At 69.4% G+C, this 23634-nt stretch carries 20 protein-coding genes and 1 tRNA gene; 10 read left to right on the top strand and 11 right to left on the bottom strand.

What is annotated here, in order from left to right:
- Positions 1-45: 45 nt before the first annotated feature.
- The 3 genes from ABZU72_RS01570 to ABZU72_RS01560 all read left to right on the top strand — a co-directional run bounded on the left by ABZU72_RS01570 (position 46) and on the right by ABZU72_RS01560 (position 1818).
- The gene (locus ABZU72_RS01570; protein WP_355017154.1) at positions 46-264 is read left to right on the top strand and encodes a DUF5703 family protein; all 219 of its coding nucleotides are present in this window, start codon (positions 46-48) and stop codon (positions 262-264) included.
- Between the two features lie 46 nt (positions 265-310).
- The gene (locus ABZU72_RS01565; protein ID WP_355017153.1) at positions 311-868 is read left to right on the top strand and encodes a histidine phosphatase family protein; all 558 of its coding nucleotides are present in this window, start codon (positions 311-313) and stop codon (positions 866-868) included.
- A gap of 107 nt (positions 869-975) precedes the next feature.
- Positions 976-1818, top strand: a complete 843-nt coding sequence (locus ABZU72_RS01560) for an aminoglycoside phosphotransferase family protein (protein WP_355017152.1) — start codon at positions 976-978, stop codon at positions 1816-1818.
- 51 nt (positions 1819-1869) lie between these two features.
- Here the strand turns inward: ABZU72_RS01560 and ABZU72_RS01555 are convergent, their stop codons facing one another.
- Positions 1870-3183, bottom strand: coding sequence for a M20/M25/M40 family metallo-hydrolase (locus ABZU72_RS01555; protein WP_355017151.1), 1314 nt, complete (start codon positions 3181-3183; stop codon positions 1870-1872).
- A 103-nt stretch (positions 3184-3286) separates the two neighbouring features.
- Here ABZU72_RS01555 and ABZU72_RS01550 point away from each other — a divergent pair, with 103 nt between their 5' ends.
- Both ABZU72_RS01550 and ABZU72_RS01545 read left to right on the top strand, forming a co-directional pair.
- Positions 3287-4054: a glycerophosphodiester phosphodiesterase gene (locus ABZU72_RS01550; RefSeq protein ID WP_355017150.1), complete on the top strand. Its 768-nt coding sequence runs from the start codon at positions 3287-3289 to the stop codon at positions 4052-4054.
- A gap of 72 nt (positions 4055-4126) precedes the next feature.
- Positions 4127-4212, top strand: a tRNA-Leu gene (locus ABZU72_RS01545).
- A 165-nt stretch (positions 4213-4377) separates the two neighbouring features.
- On the opposite strand, the gene ABZU72_RS01540 is transcribed toward ABZU72_RS01545, so the two are convergent.
- The 8 genes from ABZU72_RS01540 to ABZU72_RS01505 form a co-directional block, all read right to left on the bottom strand.
- Positions 4378-5676 (bottom strand): multidrug effflux MFS transporter, encoded by a 1299-nt coding sequence (locus tag ABZU72_RS01540; protein WP_355017149.1) that lies wholly within the window; start codon positions 5674-5676, stop codon positions 4378-4380.
- 192 nt (positions 5677-5868) lie between these two features.
- Positions 5869-6246 carry a cyclophilin-like fold protein gene (locus tag ABZU72_RS01535; RefSeq protein ID WP_355017148.1) on the bottom strand — a complete coding sequence of 126 codons (378 nt, stop codon included), beginning with the start codon at positions 6244-6246 and terminating at the stop codon, positions 5869-5871.
- Between the two features lie 248 nt (positions 6247-6494).
- Entirely contained in the window at positions 6495-7160 is a 666-nt protein-coding gene (locus ABZU72_RS01530) for an SDR family NAD(P)-dependent oxidoreductase (protein WP_355017147.1), read from the bottom strand.
- Positions 7161-7195: 35 nt separating this feature from the next.
- Complete coding sequence (locus tag ABZU72_RS01525; protein WP_355017146.1) at positions 7196-9403, bottom strand: xanthine dehydrogenase family protein molybdopterin-binding subunit; 2208 nt, start codon at positions 9401-9403, stop codon at positions 7196-7198.
- Entirely contained in the window at positions 9400-10380 is a 981-nt protein-coding gene (locus ABZU72_RS01520) for a xanthine dehydrogenase family protein subunit M (protein WP_355017145.1), read from the bottom strand. Before ABZU72_RS01520 ends, ABZU72_RS01525 begins: the two co-directional genes overlap by 4 nt.
- Before the next feature lie 4 nt (positions 10381-10384).
- Positions 10385-11002, bottom strand: a complete 618-nt coding sequence (locus tag ABZU72_RS01515) for a (2Fe-2S)-binding protein (protein ID WP_355017144.1) — start codon at positions 11000-11002, stop codon at positions 10385-10387.
- 77 nt (positions 11003-11079) lie between these two features.
- Positions 11080-11487: a cupin domain-containing protein gene (locus ABZU72_RS01510; protein WP_355017143.1), complete on the bottom strand. Its 408-nt coding sequence runs from the start codon at positions 11485-11487 to the stop codon at positions 11080-11082.
- A 25-nt stretch (positions 11488-11512) separates the two neighbouring features.
- Positions 11513-12541: a zinc-dependent alcohol dehydrogenase family protein gene (locus tag ABZU72_RS01505; protein ID WP_355017142.1), complete on the bottom strand. Its 1029-nt coding sequence runs from the start codon at positions 12539-12541 to the stop codon at positions 11513-11515.
- Positions 12542-12681: 140 nt separating this feature from the next.
- Here ABZU72_RS01505 and ABZU72_RS01500 point away from each other — a divergent pair, with 140 nt between their 5' ends.
- A complete protein-coding gene (locus tag ABZU72_RS01500) occupies positions 12682-13566 on the top strand; it encodes a helix-turn-helix transcriptional regulator (protein WP_355017141.1) in 885 nt (294 codons plus the stop codon).
- 1077 nt (positions 13567-14643) lie between these two features.
- Positions 14644-18036 carry a glycosyl hydrolase gene (locus ABZU72_RS01495; protein WP_355017140.1) on the top strand — a complete coding sequence of 1131 codons (3393 nt, stop codon included), beginning with the start codon at positions 14644-14646 and terminating at the stop codon, positions 18034-18036.
- On the opposite strand, the gene ABZU72_RS01490 is transcribed toward ABZU72_RS01495, so the two are convergent.
- A complete protein-coding gene (locus ABZU72_RS01490; RefSeq protein ID WP_355017139.1) occupies positions 18005-18595 on the bottom strand; it encodes a TetR/AcrR family transcriptional regulator in 591 nt (196 codons plus the stop codon). The genes ABZU72_RS01495 and ABZU72_RS01490 overlap by 32 nt on opposite strands.
- Positions 18596-18757: 162 nt before the next feature.
- On the opposite strand from ABZU72_RS01490, the gene ABZU72_RS01485 reads away from it, so the two are divergent.
- Both ABZU72_RS01485 and ABZU72_RS01480 read left to right on the top strand, forming a co-directional pair.
- Positions 18758-20449 (top strand): ABC transporter ATP-binding protein, encoded by a 1692-nt coding sequence (locus tag ABZU72_RS01485; protein ID WP_355017138.1) that lies wholly within the window; start codon positions 18758-18760, stop codon positions 20447-20449.
- The gene (locus ABZU72_RS01480) at positions 20446-22188 is read left to right on the top strand and encodes an ABC transporter ATP-binding protein (protein ID WP_355017137.1); all 1743 of its coding nucleotides are present in this window, start codon (positions 20446-20448) and stop codon (positions 22186-22188) included. Before ABZU72_RS01485 ends, ABZU72_RS01480 begins: the two co-directional genes overlap by 4 nt.
- A gap of 29 nt (positions 22189-22217) precedes the next feature.
- Here ABZU72_RS01480 and ABZU72_RS01475 read toward each other — a convergent pair whose 3' ends face one another.
- Entirely contained in the window at positions 22218-22688 is a 471-nt protein-coding gene (locus tag ABZU72_RS01475) for a helix-turn-helix domain-containing protein (protein ID WP_355017136.1), read from the bottom strand.
- A gap of 102 nt (positions 22689-22790) precedes the next feature.
- On the opposite strand from ABZU72_RS01475, the gene ABZU72_RS01470 reads away from it, so the two are divergent.
- Positions 22791-23606 (top strand): oxidoreductase, encoded by an 816-nt coding sequence (locus ABZU72_RS01470; protein WP_355017135.1) that lies wholly within the window; start codon positions 22791-22793, stop codon positions 23604-23606.
- Positions 23607-23634: the final 28 nt, after the last annotated feature.

The following is a 23634-nucleotide window of genomic DNA, read 5'->3' as shown; positions in this document are numbered from 1 at the left end:
GTTGGGCACACTGGTTCTCCAGGCAGTCCAGAGAAGGAGACGTGCATGGCTCGAGCCGAACGCCGCCCGCCCCGCCCGGGAGTGATGTGGGAGTACGACAAGGTGATCTTCTCGCGTGAGTTCTCCCGCAACATCGTCACCAAGCTCCTCGTCGAGCGCGCCGAGCACGGCGGCTGGGAGCTCGACCGCGTCCGGATCACCGCCGACGGCACCCGCCGGGTGACGCTTCGGCGCAAGATCATCCGGCAGCGGCTGACGGTCTGAGCGCGTCTCCGCGCTCCTCGCGCGTCCAGATAATAGGGTCCTGCGAGTGATCCATCTCGTACGCCACGGCGAAGCCGCCGGCGGGGACACTGTCGACCCCGGCCTCTCCGACCTCGGCCGACGCCAGGTCCAGGCGCTCGCCACCCGACTCGCGTTCCGTCCTGTCCGGCAGGTCCTGCACGGCCCGAGCCGGCGTACGTCCGAGACGGCCCGCATCCTCACCGAGAACCTCGGCGCGGGGCCGGTGCCCTCCGACCTTCTCGCCGACCGCACCCCGGTGCCGTCGGCGGAGCGTCGTGGCGACTACCCGACCCACCGCTGGGAGTGGTTCGACGATGTACCGGAGGCCGAGCGCGACCTCGACGGCACCGAGCTGACCGCCGCCTGGCACAAGCTCTGGTTCGAGCACCACGACGAGGAGATCGTGCTGGTCACCCACGCGTTCGTGGTCGCCTGGTTCGTACGCAACGTGCTCAACGCCCCGCCGGCGACCTGGATGCGGATCGGCCCGATCGGGAACGCGACCCTGACCAGCATCGGACCCAACCTCGCCGGTGAGCCCGTCGTCGAGACGTTCAACGCCGAGGTCATCCTCCCGATCTGATCTATCTGGGCCGATCTGGATAACCGGCGCCCACAAGGTGCCAACAACATGGACATCACCCCGCGACACGGCACCTGGGGCCTGCCCAACGCTGGCAGGATCCGCCCGTGATCTCGGCACTCGACACCCTGACCCCCGCCCAGCACGACCTCCTCGACCAGTGGCTCCCCGGAGCCGAGGTGGTTGCCGACCGCAGCGCACTGCACCGCGCCGGCACCTCCGCCCTCGTGCTCTCCACCGGTGACGACCGGTACCTGGTGAAGACCACGGCAGAAGGCGTACGCCACATCGACCGTGAGCTCGCGGCCCACCGCAGCTGGCTGGCCCCCTGGACCGACGCCGGCCGCGCGCCGAGCCTCGTCGAGGCCGACCTCGACGCCCGCATCATCGTGATGACCCACCTCGACGGCGAGCCGGCGAGCACCTCGGCCGCCATCCATGACCCCGAGATCTACCGCCAGGCGGGCGAGCTGCTGGCGTCGTTCCACGGCCAGGCCAGCGTCGAGGACGAGGACTACGAGCCGGAGCTCGACGAGCGCGCCCTCGCCTCGCTGGACACGGCGGGCCTGGGGGCCGACCTCACCGAGCGTCTCCGCACCGAGATCACCTCGTGGCCGACCCCGACGACGGTGCTCGTCCCCACCCACGGCGACTGGCAGCCGACCAGCTGGGTCGTCGACGCGGGCACCCTGCGCGTGATCGACTCCGGCCGCTTCGGCTTCCGCCCCGCCCTCTACGACCTCTCCCGGCTCTCCGCGCAGGACTTCGCCCGCAACGACACCTTCGAGAAGGCGTTCCTCGAGGGCTACGGCTCCGACCCCCGCGAGCCCGATGCCTGGCACCGCCTCCAGATCCGCGACGCCATCTCGGTCGCCGCCTGGGCCCACCGCACCGGCCACGCCGAGGTGGCCACTCTGAGCGTGGACACTCTCACCGCCCTGGTCCCCTGAACCGACGCCGAGTCGGCTCGTCAGGACGAGCCGACTCGGGCGCTGGCGGTGTCACACCTGGTCGAGGAAGCGGTCCATGACCCGCGCGCCGAACTGGAGCGCGTCGACGGGCACCCGCTCGTCCACGCCGTGGAAGAGCGCGGTGAAGTCGAGCTCCTCGGGCAGCCGCAGCGGCGCGAAGCCGTACGTCCTCATCCCGAGCCGCTTGAAGTGCTTGGCGTCGGTGCCGGCGGACATGAGGTAGGGGGCGACGAGGGCGTCGGGGTCCTCGGCGATCAGCGAGCGCTCCATGGCAGCGACGAGGGCGCCGTCGTACGGGGTCTCCCAGGGCATCTGGTTCTGGTCGAACTCGATGTCGATCCCCTCGCCGCACAGCTTGCGCAGCGTCTCGAAGAAGTCGTCCTCGAAGCCGGGCAGGAAGCGGCCGTCGACGTGGGCGGTGGCCTCGGTGGGGATGACGTTGACCTTGTAGCCGGCGCTGGTCATCGTCGGGTTGGTGACGTTGCGCAGGGTGGCGCCGATCATCCGGGCGGCCGGGCCGAACTCCTCCACGAGCCGCTCGGCGTTCTCCGGGGTCGGCTCCTCCCCCGCGATCTCACCGACCGCGGCGAGCAGCGTCTGCATCGTCGGGGTCAGCTGCACCGGCCATTCGTGGGCGCCGATGCGGGCGATCGCGCCGGAGAGCCGGGTGATCGGGTTGTCGCGGTTGATCATCGAACCGTGCCCGGCGGTGCCACGGGCCGTCAGCTTCATCCAGGCCATGCCCTTCTCGGCCGCCTCGATGAGATAGAGACGGCGTCCCTTCACCGTCGTCGAGAAGCCACCGACCTCTCCGACCGCCTCGGTGCAGTGGGCGAGCAGGTCGGGGTGGTCTTCGACGAGCACGTGGGCTCCCTTCATCCCGCCGGCCTCCTCGTCGGCGGTGAAGGCGAGCGTGATCGGGCGCTCGGGAATCCGCCCGGTGCGCTGGCGCTCACGGACGACCGCGAGCAGCATCGCGTCGAAGTCCTTCATGTCGACAGCACCTCGCCCCCAGACGTACCCATCTTGGATCTCGCCGGAGAAGGGGTCGATCTGCCAGTCCTCCGCGGCAGCGGGGACGACGTCGAGGTGACCGTGCAGGAGCAGCCCGTCCTGCCGATCGGTGGTCGAGCCTGTCGAGACCCCGCCCCACTGCGCGACGACCGAAGCCCGCCCTGACTCGGACTCGTAGATCTCGGAGGAGATGCCGACCTCGTCGAGCTGCGCCGCGACGTACTCGGCCGCCTTCCGCTCCCCCGGGCCCGGGTCGTTTCCATAGTTGCTGGTGTCGATGCGGATCAGGTCACGGCAGAGGTCGACGACCTCGGTCTCGGCGCTGGTCATACCGCCACCGTATCGACCGCGTGCGACAAACCGCCCCCTGACGTCCACCTATGCGCAACCTGAGGATTTCAGTGCGGTTGGATGCGTGGGTTTCCATGGGCGCATGCAGAAGCGTGCCCTCCTCTCCGCTCACCGCGCCGCGGCGCGTCAGTCGGGGCACCGTGACAACTCCTGGGAGTCGCTTCTGGAGGCCGTCCGGATGGAGGTCGACTACGTCGAGTTCGACGTGCACCGCACCCGCGACGGCGAGTTCGTCCTCCACCACGACGGCCACATCCGCGACCGCATCGGCCGCAGGGTCAAGATCGCGGACAGGACGTACGCAGCGCTGTCGAGGCTCGCGCCGTTCCGTCTGGTGCGCTACCGGGAGGCGCTCGAGCTGCTCGCCACCCACGGCAAGCACGCCCACATCGACCTCAAGTTCGCCTCGCCGTCGAACCACCTCGGGCTCCCGCACGAGGTCGACGCCGCCGAGATCGCCCTCGAGGTGATGAACGAGAGCTTCATCGTGACCACGATGGTCGACGAGTCCGTACGCGTCCTGCGCAACTGGGCCGACCTCCGTGCTCCCGAGACCCTCGTCGGTCTCTCTCTCGGTGGCGTCGACTTCCGCCACCACCCGCTCAAGCTCGTCCATCTCAAGCTCTCGGAGTTCTTCCCCGAGGGCCGCATCCGCCGCTCCCGCTCCAACCTGGTCGTCGTCGAGCAGCGCCTCGCCGATGTCTGGCTGCTGCGCTGGGCCCACCGCCGCAACATCAAGGTCCTCGTCTGGACCGTCGACAACCCCGGCCGTCTGCGCCGTTTCGTGCACGACAAGCGCGTCTGGATGGTCACCAGCAACCACCCCGCCCGCGCCCTCCTCCCGGCCTGACCTGGGCGTGTACCCGCAGGGCCATCCCGATTCGGCACGGGGACGGCCTCCTGATAATGTTCTTCTTGTTGCGCGCGGGTGGCGGAATAGGCAGACGCGCTAGCTTGAGGTGCTAGTCCACGTATTAGTGGGTGGGGGTTCAAGTCCCCCCTCGCGCACAGAGAGAAACCCCAGGGAGACCTGGGGTTTCTCGCATTTCACGAGGCGGCCTCATGGCCAAGTAGGCAAGTAGTGCGGCCGTAGGGCAATCGGCGCACAGACCCGCTGTTCGTCCTACAGCGAGGACTGCGAAGTCGACCGCCGAAACTACGACTCCTAGGTCATCAGCAGACGGGGAGACCGGCCGGCTCACGCTCCACCGCCGGGGCCAGGACACCGGTCGGATCGACGTGGCCCGCATTGTGCTCACTGGCTGTGGTGGTGCGCCGGACCAGCGCTACGTGGGCGACCGCGGCAAGCGTGACCGACGCGACGGTCACGATGCCCAGCGGCAGGACAGCCTCTGCACCCCCGAGTCCGACCAGCGGCGCGGAGATGCCGCCGAAACCGAATCGGGCCATGCCGAGCACGGAGGATGCGGTTCCGGCGAGCTCGGGATAGTCGGCGAGTGCTAGCGAGGTGGTCGGCGGCGCCGCGACGGCGGTGCCGGAAGCCAGGACGAACAGAGAGACGAGGACGACAGGCAGGGCAAGATCGAACAGGCCGGTGGCGAGCAGGCCGAGGGAGCCGCCAGCAGACATGACGATGCCGACGGCGAGCGTGCCGCGCTCGGACCAGCGCTCGGCGGCTCGGCCGCCGAGCCAGCCGAAGACCATGAACCCCAGCGAGTTGGCGCCGAACGCGATCGAGTAGCCCTGTGGGGATAGGCCGTAGGTGCCCTGAAGGATGTACGTCGCACCGCTGAGGTAGGCGAACAGGGCCGCGTAGGTGAGACCACAGATCAGCACGGATCCGACGAACAGCCGGTCCGAGAGCAGCGTACGGAAGTCACGACCGGTCTGACGCAGCCCACCGCCGGTGCGCTGCTCGACAGGAAGGGTCTCGCCGAACAACGCGAAAGCGACGACGAGGAGAACGACGCCGATCGCGGCGAGGAAGAGGAAGAGCCCACGCCAGTCGGTGAAGTTGGCCAGCTGACCACCGACGACGGGTCCGACGATGGCCGCGAAACCGCCGATGACGGTGAGTCGTCCGTAGAAGCGAATCAGCGCGCCACCCTCGTACACATCGCGTCCCGCGGCTTGAGCGATGACGATGCCCACGGCTCCGGCGAGGCCTTGGACCAGGCGCGCCAGGACGAGGGTCTCGATGGTGGGGCTGAACGCGCACAGGGCCGAGGCGACCACGTACGCGGAGATCCCGGCCAGCAGCGGAAGTCGACGTCCGAACCGGTCGGAGAGCGGCCCCGCGATCAGCTGTCCGACGGCGAGGCCGACGAGGCAGGCGGTCAGGGTGAACTGGGCGGCGGATGTGGCAGCACCGAGGTCGTCGGTGAGCGCCGGAAGGACCGGGAGGTAGAGGTCCATCGAGATCGGCCCGAACACGGTGAGCAGCATGAGCAGCGTGGCGAGCACAAGACCGACCCTGCGGGTGGCGGGACGGTCGGAGGGTGTGGATTGCACAGGAGCCTTCCTGGGATTGACGTCGTCTTCTCGTACGCCACTACGACACCACCGTTCCGGCGCCCGCGAGAGACCCGCCTGATGGGTGTACTCGCAGGGTGTCCCTCACGCGCGGCATCGCCAGGGAGCAGCCGGGCGGGGGGCAGCGGTCGTCGCCAGGATTCATCGTGTCGTGGTCGAGGTCATCAGTCCTCAGTCGGCGATCGTGACGGTGACGTCGCCTTCCTCGAGCGCCTCGAGCTGCTCGCGAGACGCGTCGAAGACGCCCAGGTGGACGATGTCGGCAGAGGGTGCGCCACGCTCGCCCTCGTAGAAGAAGGCGATGTCGCCCCACGGGACGTAGATGGCCAGGTCGCCGGCGCCGGCACTCGACGGCGGAGAACCAGCTGTCCGAATATCCCGCGGCGGATAGGCGATCTTCTCCGCACCATTGAAGTCCTCGAACGTGAGCGTGAGCGGCAGCATGGTCAGCAGGTCACGTACGGCGGAGTTGTCCTGGTCGATGCGCACGTCGATCGCGCCGCCGGAGGCGGCGAAACGGATTACCGTACCGATCACGTCGTCGTTCATTGAAGTCCCCTCGGTTGGGCTCGGCTCGTTCGTGGGCGTGGTCTGAGTCGGCGTAGGCGACGCAATGGGCGGCGATGGAACGCTGCCGGTCTCGAGACCATCCCCGGAGGGTGCACCGCATGCGGCGAGGACCAGCGCAAGTGCGACAGCTGCTCCGAGGCCGACGACGGGCCTGAACGGTGTCATCGAACCATCGAGGATTCGGCTGGAGTCGCGCTCGCTGAGCAGCGCGGCGACGGGCGGGATTCTCATTCCGCCCATTCGCCGACGAAGGATCGGAACGCGCCACGGTCGCGGTGGAGGGACCAGATGCGATCGGCGAGAGCGTCAGGCTCGTGGTCGGGATCGCCGCCGCCGATGCCGCGGGGGATGATCAGTTGCGCGACATGGATTCTCTCGGGCGCGAGGGCGTCGTGCAGCATCTGGCCGTAGGCACTCTCCCCGGCGAAGGCGACCGAGGTGCCGGCCACACCGCCGCTCGGGCGGACAGCGCTGCCGCCGTTGATGAACAGGATCGTGCCACGGCCCAGCTCCCGCAGCCCCGGCAGGACATGCTGCACCGCGGTGACCGGTCCGTACACCGACTGCTCGACGGGTCCGACCAGATCCTCCGCCGTCGTCTCGAGCACCGGCTTCATGAACTCGCGGGCAGGGACCGGGCTGTACTGCAGGACTTCGATCGGGCCGAGGTCCGCCGCCGCGGCGTCGAGGGCTCTGCGTAGCCCCTGCGGATCGCGGGCGTTCGCCGCGTACCCGCGCGCGGTCACGCCGTCTTCGGTCAGTTCGGCGGCGAGGGCGTCGACGTTGGCCTGCGCGCGGGAGATCAGCGCGATGGAGAACCCCTCACGCCCGAAACGGCGCGCCGCGGATTGGCCGAGGCCGGGCCCGGCGCCGATGATGGCAACTGTCGTCATGATGTTCCTCTCGTCCTGAGATCCCAGTCCCGGGATCACAGAAGGCTGTCGATGGTGATCGGCAGATCCCGCACCCGACGCCCGGTCGCGTGGAAGACCGCGTTGGCGATGGCCGGTGCGACGCCGCAGATGACGACCTCGCCGAGTCCCTTGACGCCGATCGGGTCGGGGTAGTCGTCGCGGCCGCCGAGATAGATCGCCTTCAGGTCCGGTACGTCCGCGTTGACGGGCACCAGGTAGTCGGCGAGGTTCGCGTTGACGATGCGCCCGTCGCGGTGGTCGGTGACGGTGTGCTCGAGCAGTGCCTTGCCGATGCCGCCGACCATGCCGCCGAGTGCCTGGCTCTCGGCCAGCCGCGGGTTGATGATGCGTGCGGCGTCGTAGACGCCGAGCATGCGGCGTACCCGCACCAGGCCGAGCTGGGCGTCGACGCCGACCTCGGCGAAGACGGCACCGTAGGCCCAGGCCGACTTCGTCGCCTCCTCGCGCGGGGAGAAGAGGCCCGTGGCCTGGATCCGGGTCCGGCCGTTACGCGCCATGAGCGCACGGTAGGTCTCGCCACGGCCGGCATCGTTGCGCAGTTGCAGCCGCCCCCGGCGTACGACGATGTCGGCCGGGTCGGCGCCGCGCAGCGGTGAGACGGGGTCGTTGACCGCGAGGTCGATCGCCTCGCGGCGTACCTTGTCGGCGCCGTTCTGGACCGCTGAGCCGACACTGGCCATGGTCATCGAACCACCATGCGGCGGGGTCGCGGGCATGACGGAGTCACCGAGCCGGAAGTCGACGTCGTCGAGCGTGAGGCCGAGGGCGTCGGCCGCAATCTGGGTCATCGAGGTGTACGTCCCCGGACCCATGTCACTGGTGGCCGACTCGACGAGCGCGGTGCCGTCGATCCGGAGCCTGACGCGCGCACGGGCCGGCGCGACCGAGGTGTGGTAGAGGGCACTGGCCATACCGATGCCGACCTGCCAGTCGCCGTCACGGGTCGAGGCCGGCTCAGGGTTGCGCCGCGACCAGCCGAACTCGCGCGCACCGACGTCGTAGCACTCCAGCAGCCGGCGGGTCGAGAACGGCAGACCGGACGACTCGTCCTCGGTCGGCTCGTTGCGGCGGCGCAGCTCGATCGGGTCGATGCCCACCTCGTAGGCGAGCTCATCCATCGCGGTCTCGATCACGTGGTCACCGGTCGCTGCCCCGGGGCCACGCATCCAGATCGGGGTGTTCACGTCCAGCGGAACGGTGCGGTAGTCCTGGCGTACGTTGGGCGTGCTGTATTTCATCTGGCCTGCCGAGAGCACCGCCTCGGAGAAGGTCTCATAGCTCGACGTCTCCGCGCGTACGACGTGGTCGGTCGCCAGCAGACGGCCATCACGGTCCGCGCCCACCGTCAGCTGGTAGCGGTAGGCGGGCCGGAAGCCGGTGTTGAAGTACATCTGTCGCCGGGCCAGCACCAGCTTGACCGGGCGGTCCACCTCTCGTGCGGCGACCGCGGCGATGACCGTGTTCGGCCAGGTGCGCAGGCCGCTGCCGAACGCCCCGCCGACGTAGGGCGACAGCACGCGGACGTCGTCCTGAGCCAGGCCGAAGACCGCTGCCAGCTCGACCTGGGTGCCGTCGCCGACCCACTGGGTCTTGTCCCACACGGTGAGCTTGTCGCCCTCCCAGCGGGCGATGGTGGCGTGCGGCTCCATCGGGTTGTGGTGGTTGCGCGAGAGGTTGTAGGTCAGGTCGAGCCGGACCGGTGCGTCGGCCATGGCGGCCTCCACGTCGCCCCGCGAGTAGTTGGTCGGCTCGTCGGGGGTGCCGTCCTCCAGGTCGGTGGTCGGCGACTCCTCGTCGTAGGTCACCTCCACGAGCCGGGCACCGTGCTGTGCGGCCTCGAGGGTCTCGGCGACGACGACGGCGATCGGGTGGCCGAAGAAGAGCACCCGGTCGTTCTGGAAGACGCGGATCCGCTCACCGGGAAGGTTGTTGGAGCCCGCGTTCTCCCGGTAGGGCAGCTTCGGCGCGTTCTCGTGGCTGACCACTCCCAGAACGCCCTCATGTGCTTCGGCTGCTGAGGTGTCAATCCCGGTGATGCGGCCGCGACCGATGGTGGCGTCCACGATCGCGGCGTACGCCATGTTCTCGATGCCGTGCTCGTGGCCGTGGTCGGCTGCGTACGGTGCCTTGCCGGTGACCTTCAGGCGCCCGTCGATGCGGACCTTCGGCTCGCCGACGACTACCTCGGGCTGGCTGCTCATCGGCGTCCTCCTACCACTCGCAGCTGACGCTCGACCGTGCGCTGGAGCAGGTCGACCTTGAACTCGTTGTCAGAGAGCGGCTCGGCGTCCTCGGCGGCATGTGCCGCCGCCGTACGCCACAACTCATCGCTCGGACGGCGTCCGACGAGCGCCTTCTCGACGCCGCGGAGTCGCCAGGGCACGGTCCCCACTCCCCCGGCAGCGACCTTCACAGACTCGATCACCCCGCCGCGTACGCTCAGCGCGACCGCCGCCGAGGTCAGCGCGAACTCATAGCTCTGCCGGTCGCGGACCTTCAGATAGCCCGAGCGCAGCGGCCCCGGCTGGGCCGGGATCTCGATGCCGGTGATGAGCTCGTCCTCGCCCAGCTCGTGCTCCCGCTCGGGGTGCCGCCCGGGGCGGAGCAGGAAGTCCTCCAGCGTCACGACCCGACGTCCGCGCGAGCCCTTCAGGTGCACGATGGCGTCCAGCGCAACCAGGGCGACGGCGAGGTCGGACGGGTGCGTGGCCACGCAGGAGGACGACCCGCCCAGGATGGCGTGGGTGCGGTTGTGGCCTTCGATGGCGGCACAGCCCGAACCCGGATCGCGCTTGTTACAGGCCGCGGAGACGTCGCGGAAGTAGGTGCAGCGGGTGCGCTGCATGATGTTGCCACCGATGGTGGCCATGTTGCGCAGCTGCGCCGACGCGCTCAGCTCCAGGGCCTCGGAGACGACCGGGATCTCGTTGCGGACGCGGCGGTCGGCCGCGGCCTCCGACATGGTCACCAGCGCGCCGATCAACAGACCGCCGCTCGGCGTCGGCCTGATCCGCTTCAGCGGCAACGATGAGATGTCGACCAGCGTCTCCGGCCGCTCGACCTCTTCACGCATCAGGTCGACAAGGGTCGTGCCGCCGGCGATGAACCGGCCGCCGCTCCGGGCGGCCGTGATTGCCTCACGCGGACTCTCGGCCCGCAGATACTCGAACGGATACATCGGTTCACGCCCCCTTGGCTGCGGCCTGCTGCACCGCGTCGACGATCTTCACGTAGCAGCCGCAGCGGCAGATGTTGCCGCTCATCCACTCCCGGATCTCGTTCTCGGAGCCGGTGTGGCCCTCCCGGATGCACCCAACGCCCGACATGATCTGGCCCGGCGTGCAGAAGCCGCACTGCAGGGCGTCGTTGTCGATGAACGCCTGTTGCAGCGGGTGCAGCTCGTAGCCGTCGGTCAGCCCCTCGATCGTGGTGACCTCAACGCCATCCATACGGACCGCGAGCGTCAGACAGGCATTGACCCGCCGCCCGCCCACCAGCACTGTGCACGCTCCACACGCACCGGCATCACAGCCCTTCTTCGAACCGGGCAGGTCCAGGTGTTCACGCAGCAGATCCAGCAACGAGGTGCGGTTGTCGACGTCGACGACATGCCGCCGACCGTTGACCCGCAGCGTCACGGTGCTGCTCGGTCCGTCGGCCGCCGCCGAGTCCGCCGCGACGGACACCCCCGCGGAGACCGCTACCGCACCCGCGGTCGTGGCGCCCGAGGCAGCGATGAACGTACGCCGCGACAGACCTCCTCGACCTGCTTGCTCTTCGGCGGTGGGTTCTGTCGACATGCATGCTCCTTCACGAGTTTCGGGCAAGGGGTGATCACTGTGGCGGCGGGCCGCGAAAGCCAGCCGAAACGGCGGGATCAGACGGGTGGTGCGGCGGCGTACTCCGCATCGGTCACAGGCGTCAGCCAGTGCACGACCGGGTGGTCGTCGTCGCCCTCGTTGATGGCGACGTGCACCATCAGCCGGTTGGGGGCGGCACCGTGCCAGTGCTCCTCGTCGGCCTCGAAGAGCACGCGATCGCCCGGACGGATGACCTCGATGGGACCGCCGCGGCGCTGGCACAGACCCACGCCCTCGGTGACGAAGACGGTCTGGCTCAGCGGGTGTCGGTGCCAGTGGGTCCGGGCGCCGGGCATGAAGTGCACCAGACCGGCAGTGAGCCGTGAAGGTGCCGGGGCGGCGGCGACCTGGTCGACGTACACGTCGCCGGTGAACCAGTCGGCCGGGCCCTTGAAGGTGTCGATGGAGCTTCGGGTGATCTGCATCTGCTTCGTTCTCTCTCAGGCTTTCTCAGGCGCCGGTGGTGAGCAGGACCTTGGTGGCCTGGCGCTGGTCCATGGCGGCGTAGGCCTCAGCGGCCGACTCGAGCGGGAGCGTCAGGTCGAAGACCTCACCCGGATTGATCTGATCGCTCATGATCAGCTCGACCAGATCGGGCAGGAAGCGGCGTACGGGCGCCGGGCCGCCGTGCAGGTGGATTCCGGAGAAGAACAGCTCCAGGCCGTCGAGCGAGACGTCGTGGGATACCCCGACGTAGCCGACGTGGCCACCGGGGCGGGTGGCGCGGATCGCCTGGTTCATCGACTCCTGGGTGCCGACCGCCTCGATGACCGAGTGCGCCCCGAGCCCACCGGTGAGCGCCTTGATCTTCTCCACTCCGGCGTCCCCGCGCTCCTCGACGATGTCGGTCGCGCCGAACTTCCGGGCAAGGGCCTGGCGGTCGGCGTGCCGGCTCATCGCGATGACCCGCTCGGCACCGAGCCGCTTGGCGGCCAGGATCCCGAGGAGACCGACCGCGCCGTCGCCGACCACGGCGACGGTCTTGCCGGGGCCGGCCTCGGCGGCGACGGCCGCGAACCAGCCGGTGCCGAGGACGTCGGAGGCGGCCAGCAGGCTCTTGACATGCTCCTCGGTCGGCTCTCCGGGAACGACCACGAGGGTCCCGTCGGCCAGCGGGATGCGCGCCTTCTCGGCCTGGGTGCCGATGCCGCCGTGAACGAACTCGGCGTGCACGCACCGCGACTGGTAGCCGGCCTGGCAGATCTCACAGGTGTTGTCCGAGATCACGAACGACCCGACGACGAAGTCGCCCGGCTTCAACGTGGTGATCTCGGCGCCGACCTCCTCGACCACACCGACGTACTCATGCCCCATCAGCAGACCCTCGGCAGGCTCCTGGCCGCGGTAAGGCCACAGGTCCGAGCCGCAGACGCACGCCGCGGTCACCCGGATGACCGCATCGGTCGGGGTCTCGATCCTCGGGTCTTCCCGGTCCACGACGCGTACGTCGCCCGGGCCGTGCATCACTACTCCACGCATGCTGACTCCTTCGTCCAAGTTGTCGTGAGACTCCTCCCACGAGACAAGTCAACGCACCTTCAGACAAACACGGGAGTCACTGTCGAGGGGTGCACCAGAAGGGCACCCCTCATCGGCAAAGTGCCGCTTATCCTGGGGGAATGGACAACCGAGCAGAGGTACGCGAGTTCCTCATCACCCGCCGGGCCAAGGTGACTCCGCAGGACGCCGGGCTCCCACCCGGGCCCAACCGACGGGTGCCCGGGCTGCGCCGCTCCGAGGTGGCCCTGCTCGCCGGCGTCAGCGTGGAGTACTACGCCCGCCTCGAGCGCGGCGCGATCGGCGGCGCCTCCGCCTCCGTGCTCGACGCCATCTCCAACGCGCTCCGGCTCAGCGACACCGAACGGGCCCACCTGCTCGACCTCGCCCGCGCCGCCGACGGCATCCCCACCTCAGCCCGCGCCCGGCGGAGGCCCTCGAAGCCCGCTCCCCCGCGGCCGTCCCTGCAATGGGCGCTCGACTCGATCACAGAGGGCGTCGCGTTCGTCCGCGACACCCACCAGAACCTGCTCGCCACCAACCCGCTCGGACGGGCCTTCTACTCGCCCCTGATCGGCGACGGCGGCCGCACCCCCAACCTCGCCCGGTTCCAGTTCCTCGACCCCGCATCGCGCGACTTCTACCCCGATTGGGACCTCTTCGCCGAGATGTGCGTCACGATCATGCGCGCCGAGGCCGCCCGCGACCCCCACGACCGGATCTTCCAGGACCTCGTCGGCGAGCTGTCCACCCGCAGCGAGACCTTCCGCCGCCTCTGGGGCGCCCACGACGTACGCCAGCACGGCGCTGGCACCAAACGCTTCCACCACCCCGAGGTCGGCGAGGTCACCCTCGCCTACGAAGAGCTCGCGGTCACCGCCGAGCCCGGCCAGGTCCTGATGGTCTACACCGCCGAGCCAGGCTCGCCCTCAGCCGACCGCCTCAAGCTGCTCGCCTCCTGGGGCGCCGAGCTGCCGGCGTACGCAGCCGGAACGACCCCTGCCTGAGAGTCAGGCCAACCACGTTCGCAGAAGTTCGAGCAGCTTCGAAGGTCACGCAGACGGCTCGACATGACCTTGGCATTCAGGCATTAGTTTCACAATATCTGGTCGCACCGGAGGAAGGCCCATGCCAGAACGCCTCGCAAGCCAGCTTCGCCGCGGCGCACATCGATACCTCCCGGCCGACTGCGCCATCCTCCTCCTAGAGACCGGCTGACAGAGGCTTGCCAGTCGGTGGACGCCGTCGCACACCTCGCGGGAGTTGAGCCATCGGAGATTGTTCAACCCGCCTAGCGTCAGAAGACTATAGGCCCAGACGACTGGCGACCTTGGGTACTGGCGGAACCGACGCAGACTGCGTCGTCAAGCCGGGCACGCGGCTGACCACCCTTGCCCGACGCAGGGCGGCCAGTGCTTGGTGTCGGTCGGCGCGCTCGGCTTCAGTTCGCGGGCCCTGTCCAAGCGGGAGATCGCTGGTAATCCTTTAGCGATCTCGGTAGGCCCCGACGGTAGCGACTGAGTTCAGCCAGTCGCGTCGTGTCGCCGGAGCGGTCGGCAGGTCTCCGAGGCGACGGAGCCAGGCTGGGCGAGCGAGGATGGCGGCACATCACCGGTGAGAACCGGAGGTAACGGTGCGCAGCCGGATTCACGCCTGAAGCGCCAGAACCAGGGCCTGACCTGGGGCGTTCAGACCGGTTCAAGTCCCCCCTCGCGCACAGAGAGAAACCCCAGGGAGACCTGGGGTTTCTCGCATTTTACGAGTCCCTCGGGCCCATCGCGGCACGGAGGGCACCAGCGTCCGTGAGGCGCCCCGGCGGAGCATGCTGAGCCAAATCAACCGCGCCCAGAGGTACACCACCCAGAGGCTTGGACGACTGCGTGCTCATCGGCGACGGGTTCACGCTCCGGGTCGCCAGCGGCGGGTCCGAAGACGGGCGAACAGGCCGCCTCATCAGGCGATCGCTACAGCAGACGACAACACTGGTCAATTAGAAACTCGCCGTATCCTATTGACCCCCATGGCACACCCGCCTACTGTGAGCACGGTCACTTTGAAACCTTTCACTCACATCGAGGTCCGTCATGGTTCAGTCTCCGTCGACCCAGCCATTCGTGCGTCGCCTCGCCGCGTTTGCCGTACCGGCCACATTGGCCATCGCCATCGCGGCGCCACTCAGCCCAGCCTCCTTGGCGGCGGAGGCCCAGTCGTCAACTGGAGCGTCGACGCTCGCACAGGGCCGTCAGAGCCATGAGCAGACTCGGACACTGACCGCTGAAACGTTCGCAAACCCGCCGACCAGTGTGCGTCCGATGTACCGGTGGTGGATGCCGCTGGCGTACACCGACGATGACGTGCTCAGGGAGGAGCTGCGCGACATCGCGGCCTCTGGCGGCGGCGGTGTCGAGGTGGTTCCGTTTGCGGTGCCTGGAGCCGGCCACCAGGACAACTCCTTCCTCGCTGAGTACGGCTGGGGCACGCCCAGGTGGGCGCACAAGATGGAGGTGATCACCGCCGAAGCGGCCGATCTCGGCCTGGTGGTCGACCAGAACCTCGGCCCGCACTACCCCGCGACCGTTCCCAGCCTCAACAACTTCAACCAGCCCGAGGCCGAGCAGCAGCTGATCTACGGCAGAGAGTTCGGCCAGCCGGGCAGCACGCGAACCGGTCCCCTGCCCTCTCCGACCACATCTCCGCCGTCGGTGACCACGCAGCTGTGTGCACCCGCAGCCATCGGCGACACGGTGTTGCGGGTGAAGAGCCTCGGCGGACTTGCTGCCGGCGACACGATCACGGTGGGCACGGGCGCGACCGCGGAAAAGGCAACGGTGATCAAGCTCGGCGACCGGACGTCGACCTGCACCGACCTGACGACCTCCGGCGTCGGCAAGCCCCACCTGGAAGCCGAGTCCGTCGTGGACGTCGCTCGCACCACCCGAATCCGGACCCTCGTCGCTCAGTGCGCCACCGATTGCGGACCGCAGACTGCCAAGCCGGTCGCGCTGGTTCCGTCGTCGGTCAGGGACGTGACCGACGAGGTCGTCGATGGCCGCCTGAGCCACACCTTCGGGAACGGCAATGGCAACCCGTGGGCGCTCATCGATCTTCAGCAGACCGCCTCTGGCCTCGTCGCCCAGCGCGGCGGCTACACCGCGACCCAGCCCAACTACGTCCCCGATCACCTCAGCCGAGGCGGGGTCGAGATCCAGGCCGACTACTGGGACGAGCACATCCTCACCGACGCCGTCCGAGCCAACCTCGACCGCATCGGCCACGGGGCGGTCTTCGAAGACTCCCTGGAGATGGGCACCACACAGAAGTGGACCTGGAAGCTCCTCAAGGCGTTCCAGCAGCGTCACGGCTACGACCCGGCGCTGCTGCTGCCCGCGCTCCTCGGCTCCGGCCAGCAGGCCAACGAGGCGCCGGCGTTCGAGCTGCCCGGCATCGGCGCGAAGGTCAGGGCGGACTACCGCGAGACCCTCAGTGACCTCTACACCGACCAGTACGTCGCACCGATGCAGGAGTGGGCCAGTGGCCACGGACTGGACTTCCGGGTGCAGCCCTACGGCCTCCCGATCGCGGGCGGTGTCGCGTCCGCGGCCGCCGGCGTCACGGAGGGCGAGTCGCTCGGGATGGGGAACTTTCTCGGCACAGTCGGACCCGAGCAGGGCTTCCGCGCCCTCGCCTCCGGTGCCCACGTCGCCGGCCGCAACGTGGTGTCCAGCGAGTGCTGCGCGGTGTTCCTCGGCAACTACCGCTCCAGCGTCGCCGGCCCACAACTGCCCGGCATGTACGGCGAAGGCGGCGACGGCTCCCAGGTGGGCGGCAAGTACTCCAACGGGGTGCTGGACAGCGTGTACAAGGGGTACGCCGGCGGCGTGAACCAGGTGGTCTGGCACGGCTATCCCTACCGCGACGCCCCGGCCGGAGTCGGCACCAGCGGACGCGACGGTTCGTGGCCCGGATACCACCCATGGGACATCTTCGGCGCCCTCAACGTCAACGACGAGTTCGGTCCGCGGCAGCCGAACTGGCCCGACTACAAGAACCTCAACGACAATCTCGCGCGCACCCAGCTGGTCCTGCGCCAGGGCCGGAGCTCCGTCGACCTCGGGATCTACTACGACGACATCGGCAACGCCGACCACGTCGTTCCTGGCATCGCCCAGCACCTGCTCGGAAACGACTCGGCCACATCATCGGCTGGGTACACCTACGACTACTTGGCACCGGCGTTCCTCGAGAAGCCGCACGTCACCGTCTCTGACGACGGCAGCTTCAGGGCAGGCGCAGCCAAGGAGAAGGCATTGGTCCTCAACGACCAGAAGTCGATGTCGGTCGCGAGTGCGAAGCGGCTGCTGAAGCTCGCGAAGGACGGTATGCGGATCTTCGTCATCGGCAGCGCCCCGAGCGCGACCCCTGGCGCAGCACCTGACGAGGGCCAGCTCGCCGAGGTGGTCGCTGATCTGCTGGCCCAGCCGTCAGTCCACGAAGTCAGGACCGAGACCCAGCTCCCGGCAGCGCTGCGGGCAGCGGGGATCCGTCCCCACGTCACCCCAGAGACGCCGACCGCGGCGCTCGGACTCGTACGGCGTCAGGGACGCGGGATCAGCTACGACTTCATCTACAACCGTTCCGCCCAGCCCGTCGAGCAGCAGTTGACCCTGGCCGGGTCGGGCCGGCCGTACCGACTGAACACCTGGACCGGCAAGATCGAGCCCATCGCGGAGTACACCTCCGAAGGGCGCAGCGTCACGGTGCCGATCCGGATCGCGCCGTACGACAACGTGGTCATCGCGCTCGCCGGCAACGGCAGCGCACTGGTTCCGACGCCGGGCGTGCACGCGGTCGCCAGCACGGGCGAGGTGCTCGCCACCGGTCGTAAGACACTCTCACTGAGGGCGTCGGCGAACGGCGACTACACGACCACGCTCAGCAACGGCAAGCGGGTCGACACAGAGATCGACGGCCTGGCGCAGCCGCGCGAGCTGGCGGACTGGACGCTGCGCCCGCAGACCTGGACACCAGGAGCGAACCAGTACACCAGCGTCAAGACCGACCAACCGGAGATCCCTCTGAGGTCAGGCCCGAACGGCCTTCCCTCGTGGCGGGACATCACCGCGCCGGTCGACCTCAGCACCGCGTCCGGGGTGGCCACGTACCGCACAACAATCACCCTTCCCGGGAACTGGCGCCCCGAGGACGGGGCTCACCTCGACCTCGGCAAGGTCCTGGACACCGCCTCTGTCACGGTCAACGGCACCAACGTCGTGGTGAACCAGGCAGACCGCAGCAGGATCGACCTCGGCGCGACACTGAGGCCCGGTGCCAACACGATCACCGTGACGGTCGCGACCACGATGTTCAACGCGGTCCGCGCTTCCGGCGACAGCAACTACCAGCTGCCCGACTGGCAGCGCGCCGGGTTGATCGGCCCGATCCGGCTCACACCGTACCGGGACGTGCCGATCCGATGAGCGCGGGCAACCAGACCGTATCGACCAGCGCCACCAGCCCCTCGTCGGGCGGCGGCGAGGCAGTGTGGAGGAACTCGGACATCACGATCGCATGACCGAGGTTCGCCGTGAGCGGGTCCGGATCGCCGGGCAGATCGCCCCGGGCCCGCGCACGGCCGATGATCTCATCGACGCGAGTGACGACCACCGAGCCCGCGAACAGGCTCTGTTGCGTCGACGGGTCACCTTCGCTGATGACTCCCCGCACCGCCTCCCCGAACGGACCGCGAAGCAACTCCGACATGTCGCGTACGAACCGGAGCAAGTCCTCACGCAGGCCGGCGCCGGTGGCGTAGTCCGACATGTACATCCGGTTGGCACGCTGCTGCAGCACCTGCTGGGCAAGCTGCACCCGGTTGTCCCAACGGCGATAGAGCACCGTCTTCGCCGTGCCGGCGCGGACGGCAACCCCCTCGATCGAGAAACGACCCCAGCCACGTTCAGCGAGTTCGTCCCAGGCGGCGTCCAGAATCGCCTTCTCCAACGTGGCGCCTCGGCGACGTGTCTGTCTGACGGACATGTCCCCAGCATGCCGGGCTCACGTAAGGAATCCCGCCGGGCGGCCCCCGCGAGTCGGCCAAAGCGCTACAGCTCGTCCCCTTCGACGAGGCGCCGTTCCCACCCAGACACACCCAAGTTAGGCTGTCCTAACCCAACCGCTTCGGACTTCTGGAGGACCCCGGTGTCCACACCCCGTACGCCGGGTGCGCTGATGCGGCGGTCGCTGCGCCGTCAGCGGCGCGCCGTGCTCGCCTCGTCGGCCCTGATCACGCTGTGGCAGGTGTGCGAGGCGATGGTCACGGTGCTGATCGGCGTGATGATCGACCGGGCGGTGACGACCGGCGACCTGCGCGAGCTGGTGCTGTGGGCGGTGGTCCTGTGCCTGCACTTCCTGGTGCTGAGCCTGTCCTACCGGTTCGGCGCCCGGATCGCCAACCGTGCCGTCCACATCGAGAGCCACCGGTTGCGCACCGAGGTCTCCGGGCACGTGCTCGACCCGCGTGGCGCACGGACCGACCGGCTCTCCGGGGACCTGCTGGCGCTGGCCACCGGCGACGCGGACCTGGTGGGCGAGGTCATCCGGCAAGTGGCGCTGGCGGCCGCCGGCACGATCGGGCTGGTGGTGAGTGGCGTGGTGCTCGCCGTCATCGACCCGTGGCTCGCCCTGATCGTCCTGGTCGGCGTACCCCTCGTCCTCGGCGCCACCCACCTGGTCGCGCCGGGCCTCGCCCACCGCAGTGCGCGACGGCAGGAGGCGCTGGGACGTACGACGGGGATCGCCAGCGACCTGATCCGCGGGATCCGGCCGCTCAAGGGCATCGGCGGCGTGGAGGTCGCGCTGGAGCGCTATCGCCGCGAGAGTCGTACGGCCGCCCACACCAGCGTCGCCGCGGCCGGCTGGGCCGGCCTGCTGACCGGCATCACGTCCGCCGGGAGCGGTGTCTTCCTGGCGGTGATCGCGATCGTCGCCGGTCTGCGGACCCTCTCCGGCGACCTGAGCATCGGCGAGCTCGTGGCGGTCGTCGGGCTGGCACAGTTCGTGGCCGAGCCCATGCGGATGCTCAGCGCCCTGGTCGCCCGGGTGGCGCAGTCTCGCGCCTCGGCGGCAAGGATCGTCGGGTTCCTCTCGACGCCTGCGCTGGTCGTCGAGGGCGAGCGACGCGCGCACGGCCACGATCTGGAGCTCGACCATGTCGCCGCCGGCCCGGTCGCCGAGCTGTCGCTCGCGGTGCCGCCGGGGCGGCTGGTGGCGGTGGTCGCCGACGAACCGGCGGTGCCGACCACTCTCCTGTCCCTGCTCCACGGGGAGTCGCTGCCCGAGCGCGGGACCGTAAGGCTAGGCGGCGAGCCCCTCACCGAGCTCGCGCTCCCCGACGTACGCGACCGGCTGCTCGTCACCGACCACCACGTCGACCTCTTCGAGGGCACGCTGCGGAACAACGTCGACCCGCTCGACCGCCTCGACGACGACCAGGTCACGGCCGTTCTGGCGGCCGCTTCGGCCACCGAGCTGGTGGCGATCGCGGCCGACGGCCTGGCCACGCACGTGGCAGTCGACGGGCAGAGCCTCTCCGGTGGCCAACGCCAGCGGCTGGGTCTCGCCCGGGCCCTCGCGGCGGAGGCGCCGGTGCTCGTCCTGCACGACCCCACGACGGCGATCGACGCCGTCACCGAGCAGTACGTCGCCGAAGAGCTACGCCGCCTCCGGCACGGCCCCGGCTCCGACCGCGCCACCCTGCTGTTCACCAGCAGCCCGCTGCTCCTGGCTGCCGCGGACGAGGTCGTCTGGATCCGAGCCGGCCGGGTGGAGTCCCGCGGCACCCACGACGAGCTGGCCGCCCACACCGACTACTGCGCGGCGGTGCTGCGATGACCACCCAGGGCCCGACCCTTACACAGCTTCCCGTCTCCACACCACGAGAGGCGGCCGGCCTCGCGCGGCGGTTGCTCACCCGCCGTCCGCTCCTGCTGGCGGCATGCCTGGCCGTCTTCGCCCTCGAGGGGCTGGCCGGTCTGGTGGCGCCCTGGATGCTCGGCCGGATGGTCGACCTGGTCGGCGCCGGCGCCCCGGGATCCGACATCATCACCGCCGGCACCTGGATCCTCGGGGCCGCGCTCGTCGCCGGCGCGGCCGGGGCGGTCTCGATCCACCTGCTCGCCCGGGTGGCCGAGCCGGCGCTGGCGGAGCTCCGCGAGGAGGTTCTCGACCGGGCCCTGCACCTCGACACCCAGCGGCTCGAGGAGAGCGGCAGCGGCGACCTGGTGTCCCGGGTCGGCGACGACGTACGCCTCATCGGCGGCTCCATGGCCGACGTCGTCCCGCTCATGCTCAACTCGGTGATCGCGATCGTCTTCACGACCGCCGGCCTGATGGCGCTCGACTGGCGCCTCGGGCTCGCCGGCCTGTTCGCGGCGCCGTTCTACGTGATGGCGCTGCGCTGGTACCTCCCCCGCTCGGGTCCCTACTACCGCCGCGAGCGCGAGGCCAACGGCGTGCGCGCCGAGGCGTTCCTGACCGGCGTCCACGGCAACCGGACCCTGCGGGCGTACGGCATCGCCGCGCAGCACCAGGAGAAGGTCCGCGCCGCCTCGTGGACCTCGGCGTCGATCTCGGTCGAGGTGTTCGCCATGCTGATGCGCTTCCTGGGCCGCAACAACCGGGCCGAGCTGATGGGCCTGCTGGCCATCCTCGGCACCGGCTTCTTCCTCGTCCGCGCGGATGCCGCCAGCGTCGGCGCCGTCACCGCTGCCGCCCTCTACTTCCACCGGCTCTTCAACCCGATCGGCGCGGTCATCGCTCTCTTCGACGACGTGCAGTCGGTCGGCGCCTCGCTCGTACGCCTCGCCGGGCTCGCTCTCCTCGAGCGCCCGGCCCCGGCAGCCGCCGGCGAGCCGGACGGTTCCGGCATCGTGGTCACCGGCCTGCATCACGAGTACGTGCCGGGCCGGCCGGCTCTCGACCGCGTCGACCTCACTCTTGCCGACGGGGAGCTGGTCGCGGTGGTCGGGGCCTCGGGCGCGGGCAAGTCGACGCTCGGCGCGGCGGTGGCCGGCCAGCTCACCCCGAGCGCCGGCGACGTGATGGTGGGCGGGCTCCCGGTCCGCGACGGCCGGAGCCAGGCAGCCCTGGTCACCCAGGAGGTACACACCTTCACCGGCAGCGTCCGCGACAACCTCACGCTGGCCGCACCCGACGCGAACGATGCGGTGCTGGAGAAGGCGCTGCGCGAGGTCGAGGCCTGGGCCGAGGTGGCCGCGCTCCCGGACGGGCTCGAGACCCTCGTCGGTGACGGCGCCCACCAGCTGACCCCCGCGCTCGTCCAGAAGCTCGCCCTGGCGCGCGTTCTCCTCGCCGACCCAGTCGCCGTCGTCCTCGACGAGGCGACCGCCGAGGCGGGCTCGAGCGGCGCGCGCGACCTCGAGCGGGCCGCCCTGGCGGTCACCTCCGGACGTACGTCGCTGGTGATCGCCCACCGACTCACCCAGGCCGAGTCCGCCGACCGGATCGTCGTCATGGAGCACGGCCGGATCGTCGAGACCGGCACCCACGACGAGCTCGTCGCGGGCGATGGCCGCTACGCCCAGCTGTGGTCGGCCTGGCGCGGGCTCTGACGTCTCGTCCCTCGAGTCCTTAGCCCCGTTCAGGCGTTGGCAGGTTCGGCGTGAATGGTGTCGCGGGTGACCGGCTCGCCACAGTGGTGGCAGACCAGATCGACCTGGACCGGCTGACCACACGAGTGCCGGCGGCTCAGTGCCGGCGCGTCGACGGCCCACTTGTCGCCCCACTGGGACAGCGCGAGCATGACCGGGAACAACTCCCTGCCAGCCTCGGTGAAGTGGTACTCATGGCGGGGCGGGTGTTCGCTGTACAGCCGACGTTCGACGACGCCCGCCGCCTCCAGCTTGCGCAGTCGGTCGGCCAGGATGTCGCGCGAGGCCCCGGTATAGCCGGCGATGCGGGCGAAGCGGTGAACCCCGTAGCCGATCTCGCGCAGGGCCAGGAGCGACCAACGCTCACCCAGCACCTCGAGGGCCCCGGCGAGCGAGCACGGGCGGACCTCCAGGGGCTGCTCGGCCATGCGGATCCCGGGGCGCATGTCGGAATCGGTCATCTCCCCACCATAGGCCGGTGTGTTGTCTTTTCCAACTCACTGGTCTAGGTTGGCCAGGTCAGTTGGAAATCACAACACACTCCTAGGATCAGGAAACTCACGATGACAACAGCTCGCCCCGTGGCACTCGTAACAGGTGCCTCCTCCGGCATCGGCAAGGCGGCGGCGCTCGCGCTGGCAAAGGCAGGGTTCGAGGTCATCGGAACCAGCCGCGACACCTCGCGTGCCACTCCGCCGGAGGGAGTGACGTTCCTCGACCTCGACGTCACCGACGACGCCTCAGCCGCCACCGTGGTCAAGCAAGTGATCCAGCGATTCGGGCAGATCGACGTCCTCGTCAACAACGCCGGCATCGGCTCGGTCGGCGCGGCCGAGGAAGGTTCCGTCACCCAGGCCCAGGAGATCTTCGACATCAACGTCTTCGGAGTCATGCGCATGGTGAAGGCGGTGCTGCCGCACATGCGAGAGCAGAGAAGTGGCCGCATCATCAACCTCTCCTCCGTGCAGGGATTCATCCCGGCGCCTTACATGGCGGTCTACGGCGCCTCGAAGCACGCGATCGAGGGCTACTCCCAATCCCTCGACCATGAGATCCGCGAGCACGGCATCCGGTCGCTGCTCGTCGACCCCGCCTACACCAAGACCGGATTCGAGGCCAAGCGCATCCAGCCTGAGGCGCCCCTTCAGGTCTACGCACAGCAGCGAGACACCTTCGATCGCGTGATGGCTGAAGCTTTCAAGGTCGGCGACGACCCCGCTGTCGTCGCCGACGTCATCGTCACGGCCGCGACGGATCCGACGCCGAAACTGCGCTACACCGCCGGCACCCTGGCCGGACGCGCAGGCGTCCTGCGCCGCTTCGCACCCGCCCGGATCTTCGACAGCCAGATCCGCAAGATGAACCACCTCCCTGGCTGACGGCCAACGACCCGCCACCCCTCCCCCA

The organism is Nocardioides sp. NPDC004968 (genome assembly GCF_040608935.1).
In the GTDB taxonomy this organism is placed as follows: Bacteria; Actinomycetota; Actinomycetes; order Propionibacteriales; family Nocardioidaceae; genus Nocardioides.
This window is presented reverse-complemented; position numbering and strand designations above follow the sequence as displayed.

Bases quoted from the DNA above. Each gene is read 5' to 3' on its own strand.
- ABZU72_RS01520 (WP_355017145.1), bottom strand. From the start codon at position 10,380: ATGTATCCGTTCGAGTATCTGCGGGCCGAGAGTCCGCGTGAGGCAATC.
- ABZU72_RS01470 (WP_355017135.1), top strand. From the start codon at position 22,791: ATGACAACAGCTCGCCCCGTGGCACTCGTAACAGGTGCCTCCTCCGGC.
- ABZU72_RS01555 (WP_355017151.1), bottom strand. From the start codon at position 3,183: ATGACCAGCGCCGAGACCGAGGTCGTCGACCTCTGCCGTGACCTGATC.
- ABZU72_RS01525 (WP_355017146.1), bottom strand. From the start codon at position 9,403: ATGAGCAGCCAGCCCGAGGTAGTCGTCGGCGAGCCGAAGGTCCGCATC.
- ABZU72_RS01530 (WP_355017147.1), bottom strand. From the start codon at position 7,160: ATGACGACAGTTGCCATCATCGGCGCCGGGCCCGGCCTCGGCCAATCC.
- ABZU72_RS01490 (WP_355017139.1), bottom strand. From the start codon at position 18,595: ATGTCCGTCAGACAGACACGTCGCCGAGGCGCCACGTTGGAGAAGGCG.
- ABZU72_RS01510 (WP_355017143.1), bottom strand. From the start codon at position 11,487: ATGCAGATCACCCGAAGCTCCATCGACACCTTCAAGGGCCCGGCCGAC.
- ABZU72_RS01500 (WP_355017141.1), top strand. From the start codon at position 12,682: ATGGACAACCGAGCAGAGGTACGCGAGTTCCTCATCACCCGCCGGGCC.
- ABZU72_RS01570 (WP_355017154.1), top strand. From the start codon at position 46: ATGGCTCGAGCCGAACGCCGCCCGCCCCGCCCGGGAGTGATGTGGGAG.
- ABZU72_RS01480 (WP_355017137.1), top strand. From the start codon at position 20,446: ATGACCACCCAGGGCCCGACCCTTACACAGCTTCCCGTCTCCACACCA.
- ABZU72_RS01550 (WP_355017150.1), top strand. From the start codon at position 3,287: ATGCAGAAGCGTGCCCTCCTCTCCGCTCACCGCGCCGCGGCGCGTCAG.
- ABZU72_RS01495 (WP_355017140.1), top strand. From the start codon at position 14,644: ATGGTTCAGTCTCCGTCGACCCAGCCATTCGTGCGTCGCCTCGCCGCG.
- ABZU72_RS01535 (WP_355017148.1), bottom strand. From the start codon at position 6,246: ATGAACGACGACGTGATCGGTACGGTAATCCGTTTCGCCGCCTCCGGC.
- ABZU72_RS01475 (WP_355017136.1), bottom strand. From the start codon at position 22,688: ATGACCGATTCCGACATGCGCCCCGGGATCCGCATGGCCGAGCAGCCC.
- ABZU72_RS01515 (WP_355017144.1), bottom strand. From the start codon at position 11,002: ATGTCGACAGAACCCACCGCCGAAGAGCAAGCAGGTCGAGGAGGTCTG.
- ABZU72_RS01505 (WP_355017142.1), bottom strand. From the start codon at position 12,541: ATGCGTGGAGTAGTGATGCACGGCCCGGGCGACGTACGCGTCGTGGAC.